Consider the following 25,852-nt stretch of genomic DNA (forward strand, 5'->3'; position numbering starts at 1 on the left):
CTGACAAGGGGGATGGTGCTGTCTGGGAAGATAGCGCACGCAACCGGCCCGTGTCACCGGTTCGCGGGTATGACACGCCGACCCGCGCCCTGCCGGTCATGAAGCGTTCACCGCGGGGGCGGGATGCGTCATCGTCGGTTCATCGACGGAGCCGCATATGTATCGGATCATCTGCGACGATCGTCGGCTGCAACCGGTCTCAGCCGGGCGGATCTTCGACGCCGAGTGGATGCCGTGGGCCTACCCGAGCAGCACCGCGCCGTAGGCGAGGGCGGCGACCAGCACCCACGAGGTGAGGCCGACGACGAGGGAGCGCCAGCCGGTGCGGGCGATCTCGGCGAAGCGGATGCTCGCGCCGAGCGCGAAGAGGGCGGCGGCAAGCAGCATCGTCTGCACGGTGTCGGCGGACGCGAGCACGGGCTCGGGGATCGGGACGAAACTGTTCAGCAGCACGGCCGCGATGAAGCCGGCGATGAAGAGGGGCACGATCGCGGGGGCGGGGCCCGCGGCATCCACACCCCGACGCCGTTCGACCGCGGAGGCGACCGCGACCATCGGCGCCAGCATGAGCACACGCGTGAGTTTGACGACGACGGCGACCGCGAGGGCCGTCGCGCCCGCGATCTGCGCCGTCGCGACGACCTGGCCGACGTCGTGGACGCCGGCGCCGACCCAGTGGCCGAACTCCGCCGCCGACAGCCCGAGCGGGAAGCGGAGAGCGGGCAGCACCGCGATCGCGAGCGTGCCGCACAGGGTGACGAGGGCGACCGGCACGCCCTGCTCCTCGTCCTTCGCACGCACGGCGGCGCTCATCGCGCCGATCGCGCTCGCCCCGCAGATCGAGAACCCGCTCGCGATGAGCAGCGGCTGATGCCCCGGCAGCCCGAGCAGCCGGCCGAGGCCGAGCGTGCCCGCGAAGGTGAGCAGCACCACCGCGACCGTCGTCGCGATCGTCACCCAGCCGAGCCCGGCGATATCGACGAGCGAGAGCTTCAACCCGAGCAGCACGATGCCGATCCGCAGCAACCGCCGCGACGCGATCTTCAGCCCGGGGGACAGCACCCCCGACAGGGCCGGGCGCAACGCCGGAATCTGCCCGACGACGATGCCGAGCACGACCGCCGCCGTGAGGATCGGCACCGCCGGCACCAGCAGATGCACCCCCCACGACAGGAGCGTCGCCGCCGCAGCGGCGCCGAGACCGGGAAGCAGGCGCACCGGTCAACGGTACCCCTGGTGCGAGGGCGCGGTGAGATCACCCGAGGGCGAGACGACCTGGAACGTAGAGTTGGAATGTGGCTCGCGTGGTGTTGATCAACGGTGCTCCGGGTTCGGGGAAGTCGACGGTGGCGCACATGCTGAGCACGCGATGCCGGATGGCGCTGGCCCTCGATGTCGACCAGATCAAACACTCCCTCGGGGGTTGGGAGGAAGACCCGACTGCCGCCGGACTCCACGCTCGCCGCCTGGCGCTCGCCCTCGTCGACGAGCAGCTTCGATCAGAACACGACCTGTTCGTGGGGCAGTACCTCGCTCGCACGGACTTCATCGAAGCGCTCGAGGGCGCAGCCGAACACCACTCGGCGTCGTTTCATGAGTTCGTTCTCGACATCGAGGTGGACGGGCTCGCCCGCCGCTTGCAGGGCCGCTCCGAATCGCCTTCACGCCCGGAGCACGCGATCAACAACCGTCTCGTATCACCGTCGGATGCCGGTCACCTCATCCGGTCGTTGGCCGGCCTACGGATCAGCCGCCCCGGCGCGATCTGGATCGACGCGAACGGCGCACCGGAGGAGACCGTCGCCGCGATCAGCGCGTCCGTCAGCTGAGCTGTCCGAGCGGATATGGTCAGACGACCTGCTTCCATGAACGAACGCGTCAGGCTTCGAGGGCGGCGCGCAGATTGCCGTCGTGACGATCGAGGAGGACGCGAGCGTCATCGGTCGAACAGTCGTTCACGATCGCGACCGCTGCCACCTTGACGCTGCCGTCCGCCTCTGCGAGCGCGGCTTCCGCGACGTCGTCGCTTCGGCCCGTGATCGTCTTCACGAGGTTCAATGCGCGCTGCCGCAGCTTGTCGTTGCTCGCCGAGACATCGACCATGAGGTTGCCGTACGTCTTGCCGAGCTGCACCATGGTGGCCGTCGAGATCATGTTGAGCACTTGCTTTTGCGCCGACCCGGCCTTGAGACGGGTGGAGCCGGTCAACACTTCGGGGCCGACTTCGACCTCGATCGGGTAATCGACGAGGCTCGAGAGTTCGCTGCCGCTGTTGTTCGAGATCCCCACGGTCGTCGCGCCCGCCTGCGTTGCCGCAGCGATAGCGCCGAGCACATACGGTGTGCGCCCTGACGCGGCGATGCCGACGACGGTGTCAGCCTGGGTGAGCTGCAGTCCCAGGACGGTTGCGGCCCCCGCGTCGGCGTCGTCTTCGGCGCCCTCGATCGCGTTGCGCAGTGCGAGGTCACCTCCGGCGATGAGCCCGACGACCTGCGTCGGGTCGGACGAGAACGTCGGCGGACATTCGGATGCGTCGAGCACGCCCAACCTGCCGGAGGTTCCCGCGCCGATGTAGATCAGCCGGCCACCGCCCTTGAGCCCCGCGCTTATCGCGCGAATCGCCGCCGCGATCCGCGGGATCTCGCCCCGCACGGCGAGCGGAACCGACATCTCGGCCTCGTTCATCGCCGAAAGCACCGAATCGAGCGGAAGCAGATCCAGATCGCGGTATCGTTCGTCGCTCGCTTCGGTCGTGCCGTTCATCGTGGTGGCTGCGCGTTCGGCTTTGAACTCCATACGTTCCCTTACTGCGCGTCTGAACGCGGCATCGAGGTATGTAAGTAACCTACCTCGAAGCGTTGAATTGTGTAAAGATACTACCTCTGACGGTGGTCAGCCCCTGTGGTTCGGGCCCGCACCGCGTCGAGGAGGAGAACATCGTGGCAACGACCGTGCTGTCGGCGCTCACCGAGGCCGATACCTGGGACGACGAGCGCCTTGTCGGCCAGCTCTTCAACATCGCGACCGGGCGCCACGCCGCGCGGAATGTCTTCGCGTTCGGCGACGACGGGCAGGCCCCGGGTGAGCAGGCCTCGAGCGAGGCGCTGAACGAGCAGCTGAAGCAGTTCATCCGCGAGAACCACGTCGGTGCGGTGACGTACTTCCCACCCGGCGGCCGGTACGAGTCGCTGCCCGCGATCCGAGCGACGATCCGAGAGCTGCAGGACGTCGCCGACGTGCCGCTGCTGGTCGCGACCGATCAAGAGAACGGCACCGTCGCCCGTGTACGCGTGGGTGTGCCGCAATTGCCCGGTGCAATGGCGCTCGGTGCCACGGCCGACGCCGAGCTCTGGCGGCTGTCGGGCGCATACACCGCCGACCAGTTGCTTGCCGCGGGGGTTCAGCAGGCATTCGCGCCTGTCGCCGACGTCAACACGCGTTCCGCGAACCCGGGCGTCAACATCCGGTCGGCCGGCGCCGACCCGGTCGCGGCGGCCGCGCAGGTCGCCACCGTGGTGAGAGCCCTCGGCGAGAAGGGCGTCGCTGCCACCCTGAAACACTTCCCGGGGCTCGGGCGCGCCGCCGTCGACAGCCACAACGAGCTGCCGATCGTGTCGATCGCACGTGATGCGTGGGATGCCGTGGAGCGGTTGCCGTTCGAAGCCGGCATCGACGCCGGAGCGGATTCGATCATGCTCGGTCACGTCGTGTTTCCTGCGCTGGACGAGAAGAACCCGGCGACATTCTCGCGCGCGATCGTGCAGGGACTGCTGCGCGCTGAGCTCGGCTTCGACGGCGTCGTCGTGACGGACGCGATGGACATGGGCGGGGCCGCGCACCCGGACGGAGCCGGCGAGGCGTGTGTCGCAGCGCTGGATGCCGGCGTCGATCAGATCCTCATGCCCGCAGATTTTCCGGAGGCGTACGACGCGGTTCTGGCTGCCGTGAAGGATGGGCGTCTGTCGCGTGAGCGGTTGCGGGAATCGGCGAAGCGGATCCTGCGTCTGAAGCAGAAACGCAGCGTCGGAACGCTCGATCTCGCCGCTGCCGCGACGGTCGACACGGCCGTGCAGGAGCGGTTCGTGCAGCGATCCGCCGCCCGAGCCATCGCCGTTCGCGATGATGCTGCGCCCGCCACCCTGCAGCCCGGCGCCCACATCCTGCTCTTGCATCCCGGGAACGACCCGTACCGGCGCGGTGCCGACACCGGCGGCGTCATCCGAACCGTGCTCGAAACCGCCGGGCACACCGTCACGGCGGCACCCTGGGGTGGCGATGCCGACGCACTCGCGGCAGCCGTCACATCGGATGCCACCCAGGCCGTCGTGGTGTTGCGCGACGCGTTCAAGAGCGGACTGCCCGTCACGGAGCTGCTCGAGAGCCTCACCGCGTCGGGCCTGGACGTGTTCGTGATCGCGTCGCGCTCGCCGTACGACGGCGCATCCGTCCCGAGCGCGTATCCGCTCGTGCTGAGCTACGGTGACGACGCTCCGTCGCTCACCGCCGCCGCGCACGTACTCACCGGCGCGGCCGAGGCACTGGGCGGCAGACCCATGCCCGTCCCGAGCCTCGAGAGCGCCCGACGGAAGGGCTGACCTCATGCACGTCCGGACCGGACTCGAACGACTCCTCGCCGATCCTGATCTCGTTCCGGGCCGACGGTGGGGCATGCTCACCAACTACACCGCGACGACGACCGACCTCGAGTTCGCTCCCGCCGCGATCCGCCGCGTCACCGACCGGCTCGTCGCACTCCTGGGACCGGAGCACGGCGTGCGAGGGGCCGTTCAAGCGGGCTTCTCCGAGCAGACCGCGGTCGACGACGAGACGGGTCTGCCGATCGCCGACACATACCGGCACGTCGGGGCGGACCTCGATCGGCTCATCGCGAGCCACGACCTCGATGTCATCGTCGCGGATCTGCAAGACGTCGGTACGCGCTTCTACACGTACGCGTGGAGCGTCATCGACTGCATGCGGAGCGCGGCCCGACTCGGCATCCCCTTCGTCGTGCTCGATCGGCCGAACCCCATCGGCGGCGGGGCGGCTGGTCCGGGGCTCGTGCCGGAGTGCGCGAGTTTCGTCGGCCGCGAAGACATCCCGATTCGCCACGGCATGACCCTCGGCGAGCTGGCCCGGGAGATCGCGGCGCGTGACGCTGCATCCGGGAACCCGTCCGATGTGACCGTGATCGAGATGCGCCGCTGGCGCCACAGGATGACGTGGGCCGACACCGGCCTGCCGTGGGTGATGCCCTCCCCGAACATGCCGACGCCCGACACCGCGAGGGCCTTTCCCTGCACCGGGCTGTTCGAGGGCACGAACCTCTCCGAGGGTCGCGGGACGACGCGACCGTTCGAGCTCGTCGGCGCGCCATGGCTCCCGGTCACGTTCGCCGACGAGTTGAATGCACGTGAGCTTCCCGGCGTGCGTTTCCGCCGCGCGGACTTCACCCCGACGTTCTCGAAGCACGCCGGCGAGCATTGCGTCGCCGTCCAGGTGCACGTGACCGACCACGGCGCGTTCGAGCCCGTCCGCACGGGCGTCTCGATGCTCCACGCCCTGCATGAGAGGTGCCCCGATGAGTTCGCGTGGCTGCAGCCGGGCCGGGGCCAGCCGGCCACCCGCTTCTTCGTCGATCTCCTGTGGGGCAGTGAACAGCTGCGCACGGGTCTCGCCGACGGCGCTTCCGTCGATGATGTGCTGGTTCGTTCCCCGCTCGCCGCAGCGAACCTCACCGGGCCCCTGTACCCAGCGTGACGCGCGCGTTCTGTAACGTGCGGGTTACAAATCCACGACGGCTGTGTAAGGATGCTACGCAAGACCTAGATTGAAGGAAACAAACCTACATAGGATGCCGGGAGTCCCGGCCATCCGATCTGTCCGGACAGAGTCGTTCGAAAGGAATCAACATGTTGGCGAAGAACATGCGCAAACGCGCGCTCGTCGCAACAGGCCTCGTCGCCGCCCTCGGCCTCAGCGCCTGCAGCAGCAGCGGCGACAATGACAACGGCGCGCCCGGCGACGGCGCCGCGCTCGTGGTGTGGGCGGGGGAGAACCTGCCCCTCGTGGCGAACTTCAACCCGTATTCCCCGACGGCGCTGAACGCGACCGCCGGCAAGCTGTACGAACCGCTGTTCCTCTACAACAGCGCTCGCGCCGACGACCCCATCCCGAGGCTCGGCGAGAGCTACGAGTGGAGCGAGGACGGCCGAGAACTGACCGTCGGCCTGCGGTCGGGCGTCGAATGGAACGACGGGGAGTCCCTGACCCCCGACGACGTCGTCTTCTCGTTCACGAACGACGCCATGAGCATGGACTACCTCGACGATGTCGAGGTCGTCGACGACACGACGGTGACGTTCCACTTCAACGCCCCGTCGTTCTCGGACGAGTACACCGTCCTTGGCGCGACCTACATCGTGCCCGAGCACGTGTTCGGCGAGGTCGACGACCTGGTGACGTTCGCCAACGACACCGACCCGGTCGGGACCGGGCCGTTCGAGGTCGAACACGTCACCGATGCCGCGTACACCCTCGTCGCCAACCCCGACTATTGGGACGAGGGCCACCCGGAGATCAGCCGCGTGCAGTACCTCGGTATCGAGGACGGCAACACCTCGGCGGAATCGCTGTTCAAGACCGACCAGCTTGACTACGCGACGTTCTTCGTGCCTGACCCCGACTCGCTCACGAGCTCGCCGGACATCGGATACATCGAGACGGTCGGCTCCAACCCGACGGTCATGCTGATCTGTTCGAATGCAGAACTCGGCTGCGAGGGGGCGCAGACCGACAAGGCCCTTCGCCAGGCCCTCAACCTCGCAATCGACCGCGACGAGATCATCGAGAAGGCCTACTACGGCCTCGCGAGCCCCGGTTCGGCGACGTTCGTGATGCCCGGGCGCGACGATGACTGGATCGCAGACGGCATGCCGATGGTCAACGAGGGCTCGGCCGAAACGGATGCCGCACGCGCTGTGCTCGAAACGGCCGGCTACACCGAGGGATCCGACGGTATCTACGAGAAGGACGGCGTGCGCGCGTCCATCGAGTTCGAGTCGGTCGAGGGCTGGTCGGACCAGAACGCGGCCGCCGACTTGATCGCGGCGCAGGCGAAGCGCGCCGGTATCGAGCTGAAGACCAACACGCTCACGCAGGACCAGTACCTCGAACGTCGGTCCTCCGGCGACTACCAGATGTTCATGGGTGCGTTGTTCGGCACGTCCATCTCGGATCCGTACAAGATCTACCGCGACTCGTTCACGACGAACTCCACGGAGCCCGTGGGCACATCGCTGAGCACCACGCAGACGAACTTCTCGCGCTACTCCAACCCGGACGTCGACAACGCCGTGTCGGTGGCTGCCGGAACCAACGACGAGGCGGAGAAGCAGGCCGCCTACGCGATCGTGCAGGAGAACATCGTCGAGGATGTGCCGTACATCAACCTGCTGCACTCGCACTCGCAGACGTTCATGAACGACGCCGGGTTCGGCGGTTGGCCGACGGAGGACGACCTGTACATCAGCCCGGCCTCCTACGGCGGTGCCGCGGCAGGCTACCTGCTGTCGCGCCTCAGCTACAAGTAACGCCGCCCGTGTTCTCCCCTCCCCGGCGGGGAGGGGAGAACACCATCCCCGAACCCGAAGGAGGGATATCGCGTGTCCTACTACGTGCGGCGAATATCTTTCTATGTGCTGACACTGTGTGCGGCCGTCTCCCTCAACTTCTTGCTGCCTCGCTTGATGCCGGGAGACCCGCGCATCATCTTCATCGAGAAGGTGCAGCGTGCCGGCGGTGAGATCACCCCCGCGCTCCTGAACTCGATCGACACGATCTTCGGTGCCGACGACTCCCCACTGTGGTCGCAGTACATCACCTACTGGGGCAACATCTTCACCGGAGACCTCGGGGTCTCGAGTTCGATGTTCCCGGCGCCGGTCTCATCCCTCATCACGGCCGCACTCCCGTGGACGATCGGCCTCGTCGGCATCGCCACCGTCATCGCGTTCGTCCTCGGCATCGCACTCGGCGCCTACGCCGGGTGGAAGCGCGGCACCGCTGCCGACGGCATCATCCCCACGATGACCCTCCTTCAGTCGCTGCCCTACTTCTGGCTCGCGCTCGTCTTCGTTTCGGTGTTCTCGGTATCGCTCGGGCTGTTCCCCATCATCGGCGGGTACTCCCTCCGTGAGTTTTACGGTGGACCGGAATGGTCGTGGGCGTTCGTGCAGAGCGTCATCTACCACGGCCTGCTCCCCGCGCTCACCGTGATCGTCGCCTCCGTCGGCGGTTGGGTGCTCGGCATGCGCAACATGATGGTCTCGGTCATGAGCGAGGACTACGTCACGACCGCGGAGGCGAAAGGGCTGCGCCCATCGCGAATCTTCTTCTGGTATGCCGGCCGCAACGCCGCGCTGCCGTCGCTGGCATCCATGGGAATCACGCTGGGATTCGTGGTCGCCGGCTCCGTGGTGATGGAGCGAGTGTTCAGCTACCCGGGAATCGGACGCCTCTTGATCTCCGCCGTGCAGGATCAGGACTTCGCGCTCATGCAGGGCGTGTTCCTGGTGATCACGGTCACGGTGCTGCTCGCCAACTTCATCATGGATCTCATTTACGGATTCATCGACCCGAGGGTGAGAAGCAATGCCTGATCCGAACCTTGTCAAGGTTGCACCGACCCTGCCCGAGCAGGTCGATATCACCGACGTCGATGTCCTCATCGTGCAGCAGAGCGGAACAACGACAGCCCGCATCTCCGTCGAACGAGGGAACACACCGAAAACGCGGAAAGGATTCGCGCGGCACCTCCCGCGGATGGACGTCAAACTCGGCATCGGCCTGTTCCTGACCCTGTCGATCCTGCTCTTCGCCGTCTTCGGGCCCCTGCTCACCCAGGATCCGCGCGGCTACGACAACCCCACGATGCAGGCCCCGACTGCGCAGCATCTGCTCGGCACCAACAACCTCGGCGCCGACGTTCTGGCCCAATTGGCCGAAGGCGCTCGCGGGTCGATCCTGGTGGGTGCGACCGCCGGCCTCATCGCGATCGTGTTGTCGCTGTTCTTCGGGATCGTCGCCGGATACCGCGGCGGATTCACCGACGAGGTGCTGTCGCTCATCACGAACATCATGCTCGTGATCCCGGGCCTGCCGTTGGTGATCGTCGTCGCGGCTTACCTGCAGAACCGCTCGATGTGGATGATCGCGCTTGTGCTCGGTGCCACCTCGTGGGCAGGATCCGCCGTGGTGCTGCGTCTGCAAGCGAGATCCCTGCGCAACCGCGACTACGTCTCGGCGGCCCGCACGGCCGGCGAAAAGACACCACGCATCATCCTGGTGGAGATCCTGCCGAACCTGCTGCCGCTGCTCGCAGCGCAGTTCCTTTCGGCGGTCGTGCTGTCGGTGCTCTCGGAAGCGGGTCTGTCGTACCTCGGGCTCGGCCCGTCCGGCTCGATCACGTGGGGCACGATGCTCAACCAGGCGGCGCAGCAGAACGCATTCCACGTCGGCGCGTGGTGGTGGTTCGTTCCGCCGGGGCTCATGATCGCGCTGCTCGGGTGCGGGCTGTCGCTCATCAACTTCTCGATCGACGAGACCATCAACCCGCGCCTGAAGGCCGCTCCCGAAGCGGTTCGGCAGGTTCGGAAGGCAGAGCGCGACGCGAAGAAGGCCGCGAAGGAGAACGGCGGCCGCACGGCATCCGTTCGGGAAGGGAGCACGCCGTGACCACGCAGAGCGCGATACGGACGGGCCCGCTCACCACGCCCGACCACGCCGACTACATGGCCGAGCACGAACCGGTGCTCACCGCGATGAACATGTCGGTCACGTACGAGGTGAATCCGCCCGTTCGCGCCGTCAAGGGCGTCGACCTCGTCCTCAACCGTGGCGAGATTCTCGGGCTCGCCGGCGAATCGGGCTGCGGCAAGACGACCCTCGCCTACGCCCTCAACCGCTTGCTCAAGCCGCCGGCACTGCTCACAAGCGGCTCGGTGACGTTCCACGACAAGGGCGGCGCCGATATCGACGTCACGAAGCTGCAGAAGAACGATCTGCGCGAGTTCCGCTGGGAGAAGTGCTCGATGGTGTTCCAGGGCGCGATGAACTCGCTGAACCCGGTGATCTCGATTCGAGCGCAGCTCTTCGACGTGCTGAAAACGCACCGGCCGGGAATGTCGAAGAAGGCCATGACCGAGACGGCCCAGGGGCTCTTGAAACTCGTCGGCGTCGATCCCGAACGGCTCACCGCGTTCGCGCACGAACTCTCCGGCGGCATGCGCCAGCGCGTCATGATCGCGATGGCACTCGCCCTCAACCCGCAGATGATGATCATGGACGAACCCACGACCGCGCTCGACGTGGTCGTGCAGCGCGGCATTCTGCGCGAGATCATGCGACTGCGGGAGCAGCTGAACTTCGCCGTGATCTTCATCACGCACGACCTGCCGCTCCTGCTGGAGATCTCGGACCGGATCGCGATCATGCGCTCGGGTGAGATCGTCGAGCTCAACACGTCGAAGAACGTGTTCGAGAACCCGCAGCACGAGTACACGAAGCAATTGCTGTCGTCGTTCCCGTCGTTGCTCGGCGACGAGGGGGCGTTCGTGCGCGACACCGGCCAGGGCGCAGCCGGGGAGGGCGCGGAAGATGTCGGCGCCGACGAATCGGATGCCGCATTGCACACGGATCGAGCGGAACGATGAGCCTCGTCGTCGACCACGTCACGAAGGAGTTCAAGATCCGCAAAGGTCTCAGCTCCCGCAGACTCGTCGCCGTCGATGACGTGTCGTTCACGCTCGAGCCGGGCAAGACCATCGCGCTCGTGGGCGAATCCGGGTCGGGGAAATCGACGATCGCGAAGATGATCATGCGACTGGAACGGCCGACGACGGGCACGATCACCGTCGACGGCGTTTCGGCTACGGCCCCCGGCCGAAGGGCGCAGGAGTACCTGCACCTCGTGCAAATGGTGTACCAGGACCCGTTCGCATCGCTCAACCCCTTCCACTCGATCCGGCACCACATCGAACGGCCGCTGCGACTGCACGGCCGCGCCACGTCGTCCGCCCAGGCGGAGCCACAGGTGCTCGATCTGCTGGAGCGCGTGAATCTCACCCCTGCCGAACTGTACGCCGACCGCAACCCGCACGAACTCTCGGGGGGGCAGCGCCAGCGCGTCGCAATCGCCCGGGCCATCGCGCCCGGTGCGAAGTACCTCGTCGCCGACGAGCCGGTGTCGATGCTCGATGTTTCGATCCGACTGTCGGTGCTCAATCTGCTGGCCCGTCTGCAGCGCGAGGACAATCTCGGCGTGTTGTACATCACGCACGATCTCGCGACCGCCCGGCACTTCTCCGACGAGATCATGGTGCTATACAAGGGTGAAGTCGTCGAGTACGGGCCGAGCGATGAAGTGATCCTCAACCCGCAGCATGACTACACGAAGCTGCTCTTGAGCGCCGCGCCTGAGCCCGCGAATCACGGCAAGCTGCGAGACGCCGTGCGCCGAGAGCTGGCCGAGGAAGCGGATGCGGCCAGCGGCCGAGCATCGTTGATCGACGTGGTGACGGAGGAAGCGTGACGAACGTGGCGAACGGGGTGCCGCTGCACGTGCGGATCCGGGGGCACCTTCCGGAACTCCAACCGGCGATGCGCCGCGTCGGTGAAATCATCGCCGCCGACCCGGCGGCTGTCGCCCAGATGCCGATCAGCGCGCTCGCGAGCGCGGCGAACACATCCGAAACGACCGTCGTGCGCTTCTGCCGAGAGCTCGGCATCGACGGGTACGCGCAGCTGCGCCTCGCGCTCGCGATGGAAGTCGGCGCAAGCAGCCACGAAGAACAGCCCCAGTTCGAAGACGGCGACATCCTGCCGGACGACGACATGGCCTCGGTCGTGAGCAAGATCGCATTCGCCGACACGAGATCGGTCGCCGACACGGCCAAGGCCGTTTCGGTGCCGGAACTCTCGGCCGTCGTGAAGGATGTCGTGGCATCCGACCGGATCGAGATCTACGGTGTGGGGGCATCCGCGCTCGTCGCGATGGATTTCCAGCAGAAACTGCATCGCATCGGGCGCACGGCGTTCTCGTTCCTCGACCCGCACCAGGCGGTGACGTCGGCGGGTCTCTCGAACGACCGTACGATCGCGTTCGGCTTCTCGCACGCCGGGCGGACCTTCGACACGATCGAGCCGCTGCGCATCGCGAAACAGCACGGCGCCCGCACCGTCGCGATTACGAACTCGCCGAACTCGCCGATCGCGAAGCTCGCGGACCGCACGCTGCTGACCGCGGCACGCGAAACGACGTTCCGTTCGGGCGCGACCGGTTCGCGACTTGCGCAACTGACCGTCGTCGACTGCCTGTTCGTCGCCATCGCGCAGCAGACGTTCGAAGAAAGCATGCGTGCGCTCGAAGGCACCCGGGCGGCGATCGAGGATCTTCGGGGCCGGACCCCCAGCGATGAATAGCTCGACGCGCGCCGACATGCTCGTGGACTCGCTGCAGCCGCTGCTCGAAGAGGGTGTCGAACAACGGCTCTTCAGCGGTGCCTCGGCGGCCGTGACCGTCGACGGGCAGCCCATGGTGATGAACGTCGGCACCCTGGCGTACGAGGACCCGACCGCCGTCACCGACACGACCCTGTTCGATTTGGCGTCGCTCACGAAAACGGTGACGGCGACGGTCATCGTGCGGCTCATCGAACGTGGCGTGATCGACCCGGATGCACCCGTACGAGAAGTGCTCCCCGTCGGCACCGGGGAAGGAGCCGACCGGATCACCATGCGGATGCTGCTGACGCACACCTCGGGGCTGCCGGCCGCGGCATCCGACTGGCGTACCGTGCCGCATCCTCCGCCGGGCGAGCGTTTGCCCGGGGTGTTGCGCACGCCGCTCGAGACCCTGCCGGACGCGGTGTTCCGCTACTCGTGCGTCGGATTCATCGGCGCGGCAGCAGTCGCGGAAGCGGCGACCGGCACACCGCTCGCCGACCTCGTGCGCGACGAGGTATCGCAGCCGCTCGGGCTTGAATCACTCGCCTTCGGGCCCGTCGACCCGGCGATCACGGCCGCGACGGAAGAACGGATGGCTGACGGTCGGGGAGTGGTGCGCGGCGAAGTGCACGACGAGTTGAATTGGTACCTCGGCGGTCGTGCCGGCAACGCCGGGCTGTTCGGGAACGCCGCAGATGTCGCGAAGTTCGCTCAGAGCTTTCTCGACCGCAGCCTGCTGACCAGCGCCGGGCATCGCCTGATGACGACTCAGCAGATTCGGCCCGAACATCAAGCGGAACACGGCCACGGATTCGGGCTGCGCATCGACGACCGGGGGTTCATGGGCGACATCGGCGGGTACGGCCACACCGGGTTCACGGGCACGTCGTGGATGGTGGACCCCGTGCGGCGGACAGCGGCAGCGCTGCTGACGAACCGGGTGCATCCTCGTCGCGAGCATGTCGACATCCAACCGTTCCGACGCCGGTTCGCCGCGCAGCTTGCCGCGGTCGTCACGCCGAGAGATGAAGCGGCCCATGGCTGACGCCACGCGCCTTCGGCCGTTTCAGCCCGGGGACGAGCCGTTCCTCACGGACATCTGCGTGAGAACCGCGGCGTCGGGCGAAGACGCGACGGGGCAGCTGCCGGACGACTCGCTCTGGGCCAACATCTATGCGCTGCCATACGCGGCGCGGCACCCCGACCTGACATTCGTCGTCACCGATGACCGCGACGAGCCGATCGGTTACGTGCTCGGAACGGACGACACGGATGCGTTCGAACGGTGGTTCGCGGCGGAGTACTGGCCGGCCGTGGCGCACCGGTGGCCGGAGCGCGGGAACGCCGAAGACGAGGTCGATCTCAGCGCAGAGCAGGCGAAGGAAGCACGGCTGGTGGGCATCGCGTCCGGGATCGGCTCGCACGCATCGCCGCACGCGACGAGGTACCCCGCGCACTTGCACATCGACCTTCTGCCGCAAGCACAGGGCTCCGGATGGGGGCGGAAACTCATCGACGCACTCGCCGACGCGCTCCGTGAACGCGGCGTGCCCGGCATCCACCTCGGCGTCGGCGTGAACAACGCGAACGCGATCGCCTTCTACCAGCACCTCGGCTTCGTGCCCCTCAACGACGACTCAACCGCTCTCGGCTACGACCTGACCGTGGCCGAATAGGCGCGCTCGGCGACCGTCCCCTACCCCCACGTCGGCAGCGGGACGTGCAGCTGCCGGAAGAGTGAGGGCACGGGGATCGCCGTCCAGACGGGGGAGAAGAAGAGGGTGACGAGGAGGACGGCGGCGAGGAAGACGCCGACGGTGGCGAGGCCGTGTGTGCGGCGCCATCGGTCGAAGAGCAGCCGCTCGAAGGGTGGACCGGCCCCGGGAGCGAGCCATGTTCGAGGGAGCGAGTTGGGTGCGTACTGTTCCGTGAATGCTGCGCATGTCCGACCTTCGCTCCCTCCGGCCAATACTGTTCTGCCATGACGATGATCAGCGATTTCCTCCTGCGAGACGGATCTCACGACGAGTATGCATCGACCCTGGAGATGAACCCGCTGACGGACCGTGACGCTCTCTTGGAGGCTCAGATCCTCGACATTCGGCTCGATGCGCTGACTCGCATGGTCGGCGTGATCTTCGACTTGCGTCAAGCACTTCAGCTTCGCCAGGGCAACACCGGTCTCCTCGTCGGTCGCGGCGTGCGCGCGGCGGCGTGGACCGGTTCAGCAAGGGACACAGCCTTGACTGCGTGGACGGTCGGCGGATCCGTGCCGAAGGTCCGGAACCGAGGGTTCACACTCGACCTTGCGATGTGGCCTGCTCCGGGAGCCCGGCTCGAACTCACTGCTGAGAGCGCGGCGTTCTTCACCGGAGATGCTCCAGGCCTTGGAGAGGCGCCGCCGGATCTTGACGTGAACGATCGGCGAATGATCTCCGACGGGCTTGCGGGGTGGGGCTCACCGTTCGAACCCGTCGCCGCCGCCTTCGTGGCCCCCGCGCGAGGAGCAGCATGAGGTTCGACAGCAAGGTCGCCCGGTTGGTTCCCGACTCCGTTCGGTACGCGGCGATCGGTCTGCTTGTCGTGAGCGCCTTGGAGGTCGTTCATATAGCGGTGAACGGGTGGCGCGAAGCAGTGACGGGCGAACCTTGGATGTTCAATGCCGGAATCATGGTGTTCGCGTTCGTCGCGGTGTTCGTCGCCGGGCCTCCGATCCTGTTGCGGATGCTGGTGCTCCGCGGGTCCCGTTGGTCTGCGCTGGTCATCTCCGCGTATGCGGTCTGGTTGACGTCGACGTTGCTGTTGTTCCCGGACGTCCTCGCGGTCGTCACGACGGTCGTCATCCTCACGGTCGTCGTCCTTGTCTGGACACGGTCGGCGCTCGCGTTCGCCCGTGCCGGGCAGGCGAAGCCTCGGAAGGCAGAGCTCGAGTGAGGTACGAGATGTTGCCTGGTTTCGCAAACGTGTACTTGGAGGACAGCTGGGTGCTCGGTATTCGCTCGCGGCCGGGAGTGCTCGAGTTCGATCTCGAGCTGGTGCTTACCGAGGAGCATCCCCTTTTCCGACCGCCAAACTCCGACGAGCAATACTGCTATCGGAACGCCCGGCTGCTGTTCCAGGGCGTCACAGATCTGAGGTGGGGTAACCAGGACGCGAGCCGCCCAGCTATCGATGCGAACGGCAGCATCGACTTCGGTTCGATCGATTGCTTGGAGCCACACGACGGCATGTACGTCGTGGTCGGCGATTTCGGTCGTATCCAGGTGAGCGCGGATCCACCGGTGATCGACTACACCTGCCGCTGGTAGACGCCCGCGTGGACGGTTCGGCATGCCTGTGAACGGACCGCTGACAGACCTCCGTCCTACCCCCACGTCGGCAGCCAGAAGTGCAGCTGCCGGAAGAGCGGGGGCACGGGGATCGCCGCCCAGACCGGATAGAAGAAGAGGGTGACGAGGAGGACGGCGGTGAGGAAGACGCCGACGGTGGCGAGGCCGCGTGTGCGGCGCCATTCGGGGTCGGTGGGGCGGCCGACGATGAGGCCGATGACGAAGACGAGCGCGAGGATCGTGTAGGGCTGGAAGGCGATCGTGTAGAACTGGAACACGGTGCGCTCGGAGTACATGAGCCACGGCAAGTACCCGGCGACGAGGCCCATCAGGATGAGGCCGACGCGCCATTCGCGGTAGCGGGCGAGGCGGTAGACGAGGTAGAGCACGGCTGCGGCGGCCGCCCACCAGATGAGCGGGTTGCCGATGCCCATGATCGATTCGACGCAGCTGCCGGCGCCGCATGTCGGCGTCTCCTGGGTGTGGAAGTACATGTTGGTCGGGCGGATCATGAGCAGCCAGCTCCACGGGGCCGCCTGCCACGGGTGCGGCGAATGCACGCCGATGTGGTAGTCGTATGCGCTCGAGTGGTAATGCCAGAGGCTCTGCAGCGCCGTCGGCACCCAGGCGAAGAGTCCGCCGGCGGCGTTCGCCGGGTCTTCAGCCCAGTGCCGGTCGTAACCGCCTTCGGTGGCGAACCATCCCGTCCAGCTCGCGAGATAGACGACGAGCGCGACCGGCAGGTACAGCAGCACGGTCACCGGGCCCTGCTTGAGGATCGCCGCCGACGCCCAGAACGGCAGGCCGGCGCGGCGGCGCGCCAGGGCATCCACCACCACCAGGTACACGCCGAACGCGGCGAGGAAGTACAGCCCCGACCATTTCACCGCCGCCGTCGCCCCGAACGCTGCCCCCGCGGCGAACACCCACGGTCTCGCCCACAGCGCCGGCCCCCAGCCGGGGTCGGCCCCTGAGGCTCGTGCGGCATCCACTCGCCGGCGCAGCCGCTCCTCCGACCATCGTCGGTCGAGCAGCACGAACCAGAACCCGAGCAGGGCGAAGAACATCACCCAGGTGTCCAGCAGCGCCACCCGCGACAGCACGATCGCGTGCCCGTCGACGGCGAGCAGGAGGCCGGCGACGACGGCGAGCGCGGTCTGCCCGAAGAGACGGCGGGCGACGAGGGTGAGGATGAGGACGGCGAGTGTTCCGGCCAGCGCGGTCGTCGCACGCCACCAGAATGCGTCGCCGGCGCCGAAGGCGGCCATGCCGAGGCCGATCATCCATTTGCCGAGCGGCGGATGCACGACATACGAGGGGTCGCTGCCGAACACGTCGGTGTCGCCGGCTTCGAAGGAGGCGTTGGCGTCGTCGGGCCAGGTCGCCTCGTAGCCGAGGTGGAGGAGGGTCCACGCGTCCTTCACGTAGTAGGTCTCGTCGAAGACGAGGGCGTGCGGATGCCCGAGGTTCCAGAACCGCAGGATGCCGGCGAGGAGGGTGACGGCGATGGGCCCGGCCCACGTCCATGCGCGGCGGCGGCCGGGGGTGGACAGCATGCGCGCCCACCAGCGGTCGAGGCCGCTGCCGCGGGGTTCGTCGGGCGCGTCGGGTTCGCGGATGCCGACTTCCCCGTCTTCGGTTCGGGGGGTGGATGTCCGGGCGCCGGCTCCGGTCGCCTCACGCGTTCCGGCGTCCCCCGCAGCATCCATGCGCCCATGCTAGGGGAGCGGCCGCGCCCGGCGCAGAGGCGCACGGCCGGGCGAGCCGGGCGCACGTGCGGGAGACTTGGGGCATGATCATCCTCGCGGCCACGCCCATCGGAAACCTCGGCGATGCGTCGGCGCGCCTGCGGGAGACGCTCGAGACGGCATCCACCGTCGCCGCCGAAGACACCCGCGTCGCCCAGCGCCTGTTCGCCGGCCTCGGCATCGCCAACCGGCCGAAGCTCATCGCCCTGCACGAGCACAACGAACGGCAGAAGGCGGCCGAGCTCGCCGAGTTCGCCCGCGACGCCGACCTCGTCGTGCTGACGGACGCCGGGATGCCGACGGTCTCCGACCCCGGGTTCCCGCTCGTGTCGGCCGCGGTGGATGCCGGGGTCGAGGTCACCGTGGTGCCGGGCCCGAGCGCGCCGGTGACGGCGCTTGCGGTGTCGGGGCTGCCGAGCGACCGGTTCGCGTTCGAGGGATTCCTGCCGCGCAAGGCCGGGGATCGCGCCCGCCGTCTCGCGGGACTGGCCGCAGACGAGCGCCCCCTCATCTTCTTCGAGGCGCCCTCGCGGCTGGCGGCGAGCCTCGCCGACCTGGCGACCGCGTTCGGCGCGGATCGGCGCGCGGCCGTCTGCCGTGAGCTCACGAAGCTGCACGAGGAGGTGCGGCGCGGCACCCTCGCCGAGCTCGCCGAATGGGCGGCCGGCGGGGTGCGGGGCGAGATCTGCATCGTCGTGCACGGCGCCCCGCCGCCCGTCGCCGACGCCGATGCGGCCCTCGGGCGGGTGCTCGAACTCGTCGACGGCGGCGAACGGCTGAAGGATGCGGCCGCGCGCGTCGCCGGCGACACCGGCCTCAGTCGCCGCGAGCTGTACGAGGCGGCTCTCGCCGCCCGCCGGGAGCGGTAGGGCTCAATCGCTCGGCCGCCCGACCGGAACGACCCGCAGCAGGTGGGCGAGCCCGAGGAAGTCCTCGACGTTCGTCGTGTAGAGCGGCAGCCCGCGTGAGGCGGCGATCGCGGCGATCATCTGCTCGGCGACGCGAGCGCGCGGCGAACGGCCGGCGTTCCGCACGGCGGCGATGACCTGTCCGTACGAGCGGGCGGCTTCGGCATCGAACGGCAGCGGTTCGAAGACGGCCTCGGCGCGTTGCAGGACGTCGAGGCGCGCGGCGCGTTCGAGCGCGTCGTCGGTGGCGTGGATGCCGGCGGCGAGTTCGGCGAAGGTGATCGCGCTGACGGAGGCCTCGTCGGGCAGCACGGTCTGGTCGAGCCGGGCGAGGTGGATGAGGATGTTCGTGTCGAGGAGGCCCCGCGGGATGCGGGCCGAGCGCGTGCCGTCAGCGGGCATAGGGGTCGTCGACGGTGTGGTCGCTCGCGGCGTCGAGGTCGGCGCGGAACCGGTCGGGATCGGGGGCGGCGGCGCCGCGCCAGGCGGCGAGGAGTCGCGCGGCCGGCACGAACTCGCGTCGCCGGCGCAGCGGGATGAGTTCGGCGATGCCGCGGCCGTCGCGGGTGACGGTGAAGCCCTCGCCGCGTTCGACGGCGTCCATGATCTCGCGCGAGCGCATGCGCAGGTCGCGCTGGCTGAGGTCGTGCGGCAGGCTCATGCCCCAATGGTAGCACCAGGTGCCACCGTGTAGCACGGATCGCCGTGCGCGGGCATCCGTAGGCTGGCCGCATGTGCGCGCGCTCGCCGCGAGCGGCACCGAGGTGCTCGTGCCCGTGCGGAACCGGGAGAAGAGGGAGCGGGCGGCAGCCGGCATCCGCTCATCGGCCCCGGAGGCCCGCATCGCCCTCGCCGACCTCGATCTCGCCCGCCTCGACTCGGTGCGGGCGTTCGCCGGCGGGCCGCACGAGCCCGTCGGCCTCCTGGTGCTGAACGCCGGCGTCGTCACCGCGGGCGAGCACGGCGCCAGCACCACCGCCGACGGCTTCGACCTCGCGATGCAGACGAACTTCCTCGGCCACGCGGAGCTCGTGCTCGGGATGCTGCCGCGGCTCCGCGAGGCGGGCACACGGGTCGTGGTGCAGTCGAGCCTCGCGGCGGCGTTCGGCCGCATCCCCGGGCGTCGTCTCGCATCGGGTGCGGATGCCGCGGCGCGATCCCTCCGCGGCTACCGCCGATCGAAGATCGCCCTCGCGCGAACGCGCGCCGTTCGCCGGCTTCGGCGATCCGGAGGCGGGCCGGTCCGTCTGGGAGTTCGCCGAGCGGATCCACGCCGGCTGAATCCCCGCCCGACACGCGGACGCCTCGACTCCCGCGCGCGAGCGGAGGAGAATAGGAGCGGAACCCGGGGAAGGGGGTCCGAGATGGCACGCGCAGTGCGGTTCTCCGAATTCGGCGGCGTCGAAACCCTCGAGGTCGTCGAGGTGCCTGATCCGCAGCCCGGCGAGGGCGAGGCGATCGTCGAGGTCGTCGCGACCGGGTTGAACCCGGTGGAGATGTCGATCCGCTCGGGGGCGCATCCGTCGCGCTGGCCCGTGGAGTTCCCGGCCGCGCAGGGTCGCGACCTCGCCGGCATCGTGCGCGAGGTCGCCGACGACGTCGACCGGTTCGAACCGGGCGACGAAGTGCTCGGCTGGGTGGATCGCGGCGCGCAGGCCACGCTCGTCGCCGTGCCCGTCGGCCAGCTCGTGCCGAAACCGAAGGAGCTCCCGTGGGAGGTCGCCGGTTCCGTCTACGTCGCCGGCACCACGGCGTGGGCGGCGATCGACACGGCCGCTCCGGGCCCGGGCGACACGGTCGTCGTCACGGCCGCCGCCGGCGGCGTCGGCTGCCTGACCGCGCAGCTCGCCCTCGAACGCGGCGCGCGCGTCATCGGTACGAGCGCCGAGGAACGCCTCGACTTCCTGCAGCAGTTCGGCATCGAAGCCCTCGCGTACGGCTCCGACCTCGAGCGGCGGATCCGCGACCTCGCGCCGGGCGGCGTCAGCGCCTTCTTCGACTTCCTCGGCGGGCAGGCCGACATCGCCCTCGGGCTCGGGGTGCCGCCGGCGCGCGTGCTCACCATCACCGACTGGGATGCGGTCGAGGAGCACGGCGTCACCAAGCTCTACGCGGGCGACCGCATCGCGCTCGAACGCGTGACGGCGCGCCTGGCCGCGCACCGGCTGCAGCTGCCGATCGCCGACGTGTTCCCGCTCGACCGCGTGCAGGATGCGTACCGCGCCCTCGAGAAACGCAGCGCCGCCGGCAAGATCGTGCTCGGCATGGACCTCGTCGACTACCCGGGCCAGCGGGTGCAGGGCGTCGACATCAAAGAGCAGGATGCGACCCTCGGAACGCTGACCCCGCACGAACGGCTCCGCAGCGAGGAGGCCGTGCCGGCCGCGATCGGCGACGGCAGCGTCCGCCGCCGCCACCGCGAGGAGCGCGAACGCGACGAGGAGTCCGAGCGCTGAGGGCGCAGCCCCGTCACACGAGCGGGGCATCCACTCGCGGCCCATAGAATTGCACGCATGGCCGACGGCTCCTCGTTCTACATCACCACGCCCATCTTCTACGTCAACGACGTGCCCCACATCGGGCACGCGTACACGGAGGTGGCGACCGACGTGCTCGCACGCTGGCACCGCCAGGCGGGCGACGACACCTGGATGCTGACGGGGACCGACGAGCACGGCCAGAAGATCCTGCGCACGGCGACCGCGAACGGCGTCACGCCGAAGGAGTGGGCCGACAAGCTCGTGGCGGATGCGTGGATCCCGCTGCTCGAGACCGTCGACGTCGCCAACGACGACTTCATCCGCACCACCGACGAACGTCATGAGCGGAACGTGCAGAAGTTCCTGCAGAAGCTCTACGACGACGGCCACATCTACGCCGGCGAATACGAGGGCTTCTACTGCGTCGGCTGCGAGGAGTACAAGCAGGAGTCCGAGCTCGTCGCCGGCACCGGCGAGTACGAGGGTCAGCTCGTGTGCGCGATCCACTCGAAGCCCGTCGAACTGCTGCACGAGAAGAACTACTTCTTCCGCACCTCGGCCTTCGCCGAACGCCTGCTCGAGCTCTACGAGACCCGCCCCGACTTCGTCCAGCCCGAGTCGGCCCGCAACGAGGTGCTCGGCTGGGTGCGCGCGGGCCTTGCGGACCTGTCGATCTCGCGCTCGACCTTCGACTGGGGCGTCAAGGTGCCCTGGGACGAGTCGCACGTCGTCTACGTCTGGTTCGACGCGCTGCTGAACTACATCACCGCCGCCGGCTACGGCGAGGACGAGGAGCAGTTCGCCAGGCGCTGGCCGGCGCAGCACATCGTCGGCAAAGACATCCTGCGCTTCCACGCCGTCATCTGGCCGGCGATGCTCATGGCCGCCGGCCTCGAGGTGCCCCGCGGCGTCTTCGGGCACGGCTGGCTGCTCGTCGGCGGCGAGAAGATGTCGAAATCGAAGCTCACCGGCATCGCCCCCGAGCAGATCACCGAGACCTTCGGCTCCGATGCGTTCCGCTATTACTTCATGCGCGCGATCCACTTCGGCCAGGACGGCTCGTTCTCGTGGGAGGATCTCGCGGCCCGCTACCAGGCGGAGCTCGCCAACGGCTTCGGCAACCTCGCCTCGCGCGTGATCGCGATGATCACCCGCTACTGCGACGGCGTCGTGCCGGCCGCCGGGGCCCTCGAGCCTGCCGACGAGCGGATCCGCGCCGTCGAGCGTGCCGCGACCGAGCGGTCGTGGGCGGCCGTCGGCGGCCTGCACATCGACGAGGCCATCGCCGAGGTGTGGCAGCTGGTGGATGCCCTGAACGGCTACCTCACCGAGCAGGAGCCGTGGGCGCTCGCGAAGGACCCGGCGAAGCGCGAACGGCTCGGGACCGTGCTCGCGACCGCGTACCGCGGGCTCGGCACGCTCGCCGTGCTGCTCTCGCCGGTCGCGCCGAAGGCGACCGCGAAGCTGTGGACGGCGCTCGGCGCCCCCGGGGCCGTCGCGGACGCCCGCATCGACCGCGCCGACCACGCCGTGCTCGGCGAGCGCGTCGCCCCCCTCGAGGCGCTGTTCCCGCGCATCGAATCCGGGGAGTGAGGCCGGCCGTGAGCGAGGCACACCTCCGCGCCCGCTCCGACGGGGGCAGGCACGAGTACCCGCCGTCGCCCGAGCCGCTGCCGGTGGCCGTCTACGACAACCACACGCACCTCGAGATCGCCGACGGCGCCCTGCCCATCGACGCCGCCGAGCACCTCGCGCGCGCCGAAGCGGTCGGCGTCGCCGGTGTCGTGCAGGTCGGCACCGACCTCGCCACGAGCCGTTGGTCGGCCGAACTGGCCGCCGCCGACGCCCGCGTGCTCGCCGCCGTCGCTCTGCACCCGAACGACGCGCCCGGCCTCGAAGCATCCAGCGCCCTCGACGAACACCTCGCCGGCATCGACGAGCTCGCCGCCCGCCCACGGGTGCGCGCCGTCGGCGAGACGGGGCTCGACTTCTTCCGCACCGACGACGAGGGCCGCCCCGCCCAGTTCCGCTCCTTCGAAGCGCATATCGACATCGCCAGGCGGCACGGCCTGGCCCTGCAGATCCACGACCGCGACGCGCACGACGACGTCGTGGCGACCCTGCGCCGGGTCGGGGCGCCGGAGCGCACCGTGTTCCACTGCTTCTCGGGCGGCGAAGAGCTCGCCCGGATCGCGGCGGATGCCGGCTGGTACTGCTCATTCGCAGGCAACGTCACGTTCAAGAACGCCGAGAACCTCCGCGAAGCGCTCCGCATCCTGCCGCGGGAGCTCATCATGGTCGAGACCGACGCCCCCTACCTCACGCCGACGCCGCTGCGGGGGCGCCCGAACGCGCCCTACCTCGTACCGCACACCGTGCGGTTCATGGCCGAGGTGCTCGGCGCCGACCTCGCCGAACTGTGCACGCAGCTCGCGGCGAACACCGTCGCCGTGTACGGCTCATGGCAGGATGAGGCCGTGGACGGGTCGACCGGCGGGGCGAGCGGGGCATGAGCGGGTACCGGCCCGATGCGGACGCCGGCGGCGGCGAGCCCGCGGCATCCACTCCGCGCCTGCTCGGCCCGGCCGAGATCCGCGACCTCGCCGAACTCCTCGGCGTCACCCCGACGAAGAAGCTCGGGCAGAACTTCGTACACGACGCCAACACGGTCCGCCGCATCGTGCAGGCTGCCGGCGTCGAGCCGGGCGAAACGGTGCTCGAGATCGGCCCCGGGCTCGGATCCCTCACCCTCGGACTGCTGGAGACCGGCGCACGCGTCATCGCCGTCGAGATCGACCGGCGCCTCGCCGAACAGCTGCCGCGCACCGTCGAGCTCATGCAGCCGGGCGCTTCGCTCACCGTCGTCGCCGAGGACGCGCTGAAGGTGCGGGAGCTGCCGGGCGAGCCCGTCCGTCTCGTCGCGAACCTGCCGTACAACGTCTCCGTCCCCGTGCTGCTGCACCTGCTGGAACACGTCCCCTCGCTCGCGAGCGGCATCGTCATGGTGCAGGCCGAAGTCGGGCACCGCCTGGCCGCGGCACCCGGCTCGAAGGTCTACGGTGCACCGAGCGTCAAGGCCGCCTGGTACGCCGACTGGCGCACCGCCGGGCAGGTGTCCCGCCAGGTGTTCTGGCCGGTGCCGAATGTCGACTCGGTGCTCGTCGCCTTCGAACGCCACGACCCGCCCGGCACCGAGACCGAACGGGCCGCGACCTTCGCCCTCGTCGACGCCGCCTTCCAGCAGCGCCGCAAGATGCTCCGCCAATCGCTCTCCGGCAGGCTCGGCGGCACCACGGCATCCGCCGCCGCCGTGCTCGAATCGGCCGGCATCGACCCGGCCGCCCGCGGCGAACAGCTGACCGTCGCCGACTTCCTCGCCATCGCCCGGGCGCACCTGGGATCCGGTCCGGCAGGGGTCCAGCTCCCGCCGCCCGCGGCGAGCAGCTGACCGTGGCCGACTTCCTCGCGATCGCCCGGGTGCACCCCGCCGACTGACCGGCTTCCCGCCATCGCTCTGGCGCCCGGCGCGCCCGCACGCTAGCGTGGCGGCATGGGGGAGCGGGGGACGCGGCGCCCGGGGGCCGCACGTCGCGGCGTCGGCGCGAGCACGGAACTGACCGGCAACGAGGCCGTCGAACGCGCCACCGGCAAGAGCCGCGACGCCTGGTTCGCCCTGCTCGACGGCGAGGACGCGACCACTCGCACGCACACCGAGATCGCCCGGCTGCTCGTCGAGGACTTCGGGGTGGATGCGTGGTGGGCGCAGGGCCTCACGGTCGCCTACGAGCAGGTGCGCGGCATCCGACTGCCCGGCCAGCGCGCCGACGGCAGCTTCGAGGTCTCCGTCACGCGCACCCTGCCGGGCAGCGAGGGGCGCACGGAGGACGAGGTGCTCGCCGCGCTGATCGCCGGCCTCGTGGCGCGCCTCGGCCGCGAACCGGATGCCGTCAGCCGCGGCGTGAAGTACCCGACGGCCAGGTGGCGGCTCGATGAGGGGGCGCTCACGGCATCCGCGAGCCCGACGCCGTCGGGGCGGACGCAGATCGGCATCACGCGCACGGGCCTCGCGACGGGCGGGGGCCTCGGCGATCTCAAGGGGGAATACCGGGAATGGCTCGCGAGCATCGAATGACCACCGGCCGGGCCGGCACCCGCGCATCCGTTAGCGTTGACGTGCGACGATCGCGACAGCTCCCCGGCGCGTCGCGACCGGGCGGCCAGGGCCACGCGATGCGCCGGCCCCGTGGCGGGAACCGCTCGTGAGCGGCGGCGACTGGGCGCGGTTCGAGCGCTACTTGGCGATCGCGGGCGATTTCCTGATGCGGGGTCGCATCGACCTCGCGCGCGAGTACTGCGAGGACGCGGCGATCATCCGTGACAGCCTGCTCACGAACGCCGAGCTGGCCGCGCGACGGGGTGACAGGGCATGACGTCAGGTGACGTCACGGCGATCGTCACGGACGTGACGATGACGCCCGAGGCCTACGCGGCCGCGACGGCCGTGTCGCTGCGCACGGTGCGCAGGTGGCTGCGTGACGGTGAGCTACCTGGCGCCCGCAAGGTCGACGGGGCATGGATGATCCCGGCGAGCTCACGCCGGACACCTGCGGCCGGCGTCGAGCGTCACGGTGACATGTCAGGTGTCGTCACCCTGTCGAGCCGGCTCGATGAGCTGCCGGCACTCTTGCCGCTGGACCTGGCCGCGGTGCTCCTCGGCACGACGATCTACGCGCTGCGGCGGCACCGCGACTACTTCGGCGTGGTACCGGTCGGGCCGCGAGGATCGCTCGTCGTGCCACAGAGCACCATCCGACGCCTACGGGGGTAGGACCTTGACCCCCCGATTTGGGGACGCGATAGGCTGGCGAACCGGGGGGTGGCTG

Annotated in this window: 28 protein-coding genes; 22 read left to right on the top strand and 6 right to left on the bottom strand. The window is 69.0% G+C overall.

Annotated features, from left to right (window positions below; genetic code table 11):
- Positions 1 to 240: 240 nt before the first annotated feature.
- Positions 241 to 1,218, bottom strand: coding sequence for a YeiH family protein (locus G127AT_RS12350; RefSeq protein WP_210897314.1), 978 nt, complete (start codon positions 1,216 to 1,218; stop codon positions 241 to 243).
- Positions 1,219 to 1,307: 89 nt separating this feature from the next.
- Between G127AT_RS12350 and G127AT_RS12355 the strand changes: the two genes are divergently transcribed.
- Positions 1,308 to 1,829: an AAA family ATPase gene (locus tag G127AT_RS12355; RefSeq protein WP_425305902.1), complete on the top strand. Its 522-nt coding sequence runs from the start codon at positions 1,308 to 1,310 to the stop codon at positions 1,827 to 1,829.
- A gap of 49 nt (positions 1,830 to 1,878) precedes the next feature.
- Here the strand turns inward: G127AT_RS12355 and murQ are convergent, their stop codons facing one another.
- Entirely contained in the window at positions 1,879 to 2,796 is a 918-nt protein-coding gene (gene murQ / locus G127AT_RS12360) for an N-acetylmuramic acid 6-phosphate etherase (RefSeq protein ID WP_210897318.1), read from the bottom strand.
- A gap of 62 nt (positions 2,797 to 2,858) precedes the next feature.
- Here murQ and G127AT_RS12365 point away from each other — a divergent pair, with 62 nt between their 5' ends.
- The 10 genes from G127AT_RS12365 (at position 2,859) to G127AT_RS12410 (ending at position 14,180) form a co-directional block, all read left to right on the top strand.
- Positions 2,859 to 4,595, top strand: a complete 1,737-nt coding sequence (locus G127AT_RS12365; RefSeq protein WP_210897320.1) for a glycoside hydrolase family 3 protein — start codon at positions 2,859 to 2,861, stop codon at positions 4,593 to 4,595.
- Between the two features lie 4 nt (positions 4,596 to 4,599).
- The gene (locus G127AT_RS12370; RefSeq protein ID WP_210897322.1) at positions 4,600 to 5,760 is read left to right on the top strand and encodes an exo-beta-N-acetylmuramidase NamZ family protein; all 1,161 of its coding nucleotides are present in this window, start codon (positions 4,600 to 4,602) and stop codon (positions 5,758 to 5,760) included.
- A 152-nt stretch (positions 5,761 to 5,912) separates the two neighbouring features.
- The gene (locus tag G127AT_RS12375) at positions 5,913 to 7,592 is read left to right on the top strand and encodes an ABC transporter substrate-binding protein (protein WP_210897324.1); all 1,680 of its coding nucleotides are present in this window, start codon (positions 5,913 to 5,915) and stop codon (positions 7,590 to 7,592) included.
- Positions 7,593 to 7,664: 72 nt separating this feature from the next.
- Complete coding sequence (locus G127AT_RS12380; RefSeq protein WP_210897326.1) at positions 7,665 to 8,660, top strand: ABC transporter permease; 996 nt, start codon at positions 7,665 to 7,667, stop codon at positions 8,658 to 8,660.
- A 163-nt stretch (positions 8,661 to 8,823) separates the two neighbouring features.
- Positions 8,824 to 9,735 carry an ABC transporter permease gene (locus G127AT_RS12385; protein WP_244857565.1) on the top strand — a complete coding sequence of 304 codons (912 nt, stop codon included), beginning with the start codon at positions 8,824 to 8,826 and terminating at the stop codon, positions 9,733 to 9,735.
- A 56-nt stretch (positions 9,736 to 9,791) separates the two neighbouring features.
- Complete coding sequence (locus G127AT_RS12390; protein WP_210902116.1) at positions 9,792 to 10,712, top strand: ABC transporter ATP-binding protein; 921 nt, start codon at positions 9,792 to 9,794, stop codon at positions 10,710 to 10,712.
- Positions 10,709 to 11,590, top strand: coding sequence for an ABC transporter ATP-binding protein (locus G127AT_RS12395; protein ID WP_210897330.1), 882 nt, complete (start codon positions 10,709 to 10,711; stop codon positions 11,588 to 11,590). Before G127AT_RS12390 ends, G127AT_RS12395 begins: the two co-directional genes overlap by 4 nt.
- A complete protein-coding gene (locus G127AT_RS12400; protein ID WP_210897331.1) occupies positions 11,587 to 12,480 on the top strand; it encodes a MurR/RpiR family transcriptional regulator in 894 nt (297 codons plus the stop codon). The genes G127AT_RS12395 and G127AT_RS12400 overlap by 4 nt, the downstream gene beginning before the upstream one ends.
- Positions 12,416 to 13,549, top strand: a complete 1,134-nt coding sequence (locus G127AT_RS12405; RefSeq protein ID WP_210897333.1) for a serine hydrolase domain-containing protein — start codon at positions 12,416 to 12,418, stop codon at positions 13,547 to 13,549. The genes G127AT_RS12400 and G127AT_RS12405 overlap by 65 nt, the downstream gene beginning before the upstream one ends.
- Before the next feature lie 58 nt (positions 13,550 to 13,607).
- On the top strand, positions 13,608 to 14,180 hold the full coding sequence (locus G127AT_RS12410) for a GNAT family N-acetyltransferase (protein WP_244857566.1): 573 nt from the start codon (positions 13,608 to 13,610) through the stop codon (positions 14,178 to 14,180).
- A gap of 20 nt (positions 14,181 to 14,200) precedes the next feature.
- On the opposite strand, the gene G127AT_RS12415 is transcribed toward G127AT_RS12410, so the two are convergent.
- The gene (locus G127AT_RS12415; protein WP_210897335.1) at positions 14,201 to 14,473 is read right to left on the bottom strand and encodes a hypothetical protein; all 273 of its coding nucleotides are present in this window, start codon (positions 14,471 to 14,473) and stop codon (positions 14,201 to 14,203) included.
- Between the two features lie 12 nt (positions 14,474 to 14,485).
- Here G127AT_RS12415 and G127AT_RS12420 point away from each other — a divergent pair, with 12 nt between their 5' ends.
- Genes G127AT_RS12420 through G127AT_RS12430 form a run of 3 tightly spaced genes read left to right on the top strand, consistent with a single transcriptional unit; the run spans position 14,486 to position 15,812 of the window.
- Positions 14,486 to 15,019 (top strand): hypothetical protein, encoded by a 534-nt coding sequence (locus G127AT_RS12420; RefSeq protein ID WP_210897337.1) that lies wholly within the window; start codon positions 14,486 to 14,488, stop codon positions 15,017 to 15,019.
- The gene (locus G127AT_RS12425; RefSeq protein ID WP_210897339.1) at positions 15,016 to 15,438 is read left to right on the top strand and encodes a hypothetical protein; all 423 of its coding nucleotides are present in this window, start codon (positions 15,016 to 15,018) and stop codon (positions 15,436 to 15,438) included. Before G127AT_RS12420 ends, G127AT_RS12425 begins: the two co-directional genes overlap by 4 nt.
- Complete coding sequence (locus G127AT_RS12430; RefSeq protein WP_210897341.1) at positions 15,435 to 15,812, top strand: hypothetical protein; 378 nt, start codon at positions 15,435 to 15,437, stop codon at positions 15,810 to 15,812. The genes G127AT_RS12425 and G127AT_RS12430 overlap by 4 nt, the downstream gene beginning before the upstream one ends.
- Before the next feature lie 56 nt (positions 15,813 to 15,868).
- On the opposite strand, the gene G127AT_RS12435 is transcribed toward G127AT_RS12430, so the two are convergent.
- Positions 15,869 to 17,542 (bottom strand): dolichyl-phosphate-mannose--protein mannosyltransferase, encoded by a 1,674-nt coding sequence (locus G127AT_RS12435; RefSeq protein WP_210897343.1) that lies wholly within the window; start codon positions 17,540 to 17,542, stop codon positions 15,869 to 15,871.
- A gap of 83 nt (positions 17,543 to 17,625) precedes the next feature.
- On the opposite strand from G127AT_RS12435, the gene rsmI reads away from it, so the two are divergent.
- Positions 17,626 to 18,450, top strand: coding sequence for a 16S rRNA (cytidine(1402)-2'-O)-methyltransferase (gene rsmI, locus G127AT_RS12440; RefSeq protein WP_210897345.1), 825 nt, complete (start codon positions 17,626 to 17,628; stop codon positions 18,448 to 18,450).
- A 3-nt stretch (positions 18,451 to 18,453) separates the two neighbouring features.
- Here the strand turns inward: rsmI and G127AT_RS12445 are convergent, their stop codons facing one another.
- Positions 18,454 to 18,891, bottom strand: coding sequence for a type II toxin-antitoxin system VapC family toxin (locus tag G127AT_RS12445; protein ID WP_210897347.1), 438 nt, complete (start codon positions 18,889 to 18,891; stop codon positions 18,454 to 18,456).
- Positions 18,881 to 19,150 (bottom strand): type II toxin-antitoxin system Phd/YefM family antitoxin, encoded by a 270-nt coding sequence (locus G127AT_RS12450; protein WP_210897349.1) that lies wholly within the window; start codon positions 19,148 to 19,150, stop codon positions 18,881 to 18,883. Before G127AT_RS12450 ends, G127AT_RS12445 begins: the two co-directional genes overlap by 11 nt.
- 19 nt (positions 19,151 to 19,169) lie before the next feature.
- On the opposite strand from G127AT_RS12450, the gene G127AT_RS12455 reads away from it, so the two are divergent.
- The 7 genes from G127AT_RS12455 to G127AT_RS12485 all read left to right on the top strand — a co-directional run bounded on the left by G127AT_RS12455 (position 19,170) and on the right by G127AT_RS12485 (position 25,797).
- Positions 19,170 to 20,945 (top strand): SDR family NAD(P)-dependent oxidoreductase, encoded by a 1,776-nt coding sequence (locus G127AT_RS12455; protein WP_425305859.1) that lies wholly within the window; start codon positions 19,170 to 19,172, stop codon positions 20,943 to 20,945.
- 57 nt (positions 20,946 to 21,002) lie between these two features.
- Positions 21,003 to 22,562, top strand: coding sequence for a methionine--tRNA ligase (metG, locus tag G127AT_RS12460; protein ID WP_210897353.1), 1,560 nt, complete (start codon positions 21,003 to 21,005; stop codon positions 22,560 to 22,562).
- Between the two features lie 8 nt (positions 22,563 to 22,570).
- Entirely contained in the window at positions 22,571 to 23,482 is a 912-nt protein-coding gene (locus tag G127AT_RS12465) for a TatD family hydrolase (protein WP_210897355.1), read from the top strand.
- Positions 23,479 to 24,417: a 16S rRNA (adenine(1518)-N(6)/adenine(1519)-N(6))-dimethyltransferase RsmA gene (gene rsmA, locus G127AT_RS12470; RefSeq protein ID WP_210897357.1), complete on the top strand. Its 939-nt coding sequence runs from the start codon at positions 23,479 to 23,481 to the stop codon at positions 24,415 to 24,417. Before G127AT_RS12465 ends, rsmA begins: the two co-directional genes overlap by 4 nt.
- Before the next feature lie 102 nt (positions 24,418 to 24,519).
- The gene (locus tag G127AT_RS12475; RefSeq protein WP_210897359.1) at positions 24,520 to 25,101 is read left to right on the top strand and encodes a hypothetical protein; all 582 of its coding nucleotides are present in this window, start codon (positions 24,520 to 24,522) and stop codon (positions 25,099 to 25,101) included.
- A 127-nt stretch (positions 25,102 to 25,228) separates the two neighbouring features.
- Positions 25,229 to 25,399 (top strand): hypothetical protein, encoded by a 171-nt coding sequence (locus tag G127AT_RS12480; protein ID WP_210897361.1) that lies wholly within the window; start codon positions 25,229 to 25,231, stop codon positions 25,397 to 25,399.
- A complete protein-coding gene (locus G127AT_RS12485; RefSeq protein WP_210897363.1) occupies positions 25,396 to 25,797 on the top strand; it encodes a helix-turn-helix domain-containing protein in 402 nt (133 codons plus the stop codon). Before G127AT_RS12480 ends, G127AT_RS12485 begins: the two co-directional genes overlap by 4 nt.
- The last annotated feature ends 55 nt before the right edge of the window (positions 25,798 to 25,852 follow it).

It is taken from the genome of Agromyces archimandritae (genome assembly GCF_018024495.1).
Classification (GTDB): Bacteria; Actinomycetota; Actinomycetes; order Actinomycetales; family Microbacteriaceae; genus Agromyces; species Agromyces archimandritae.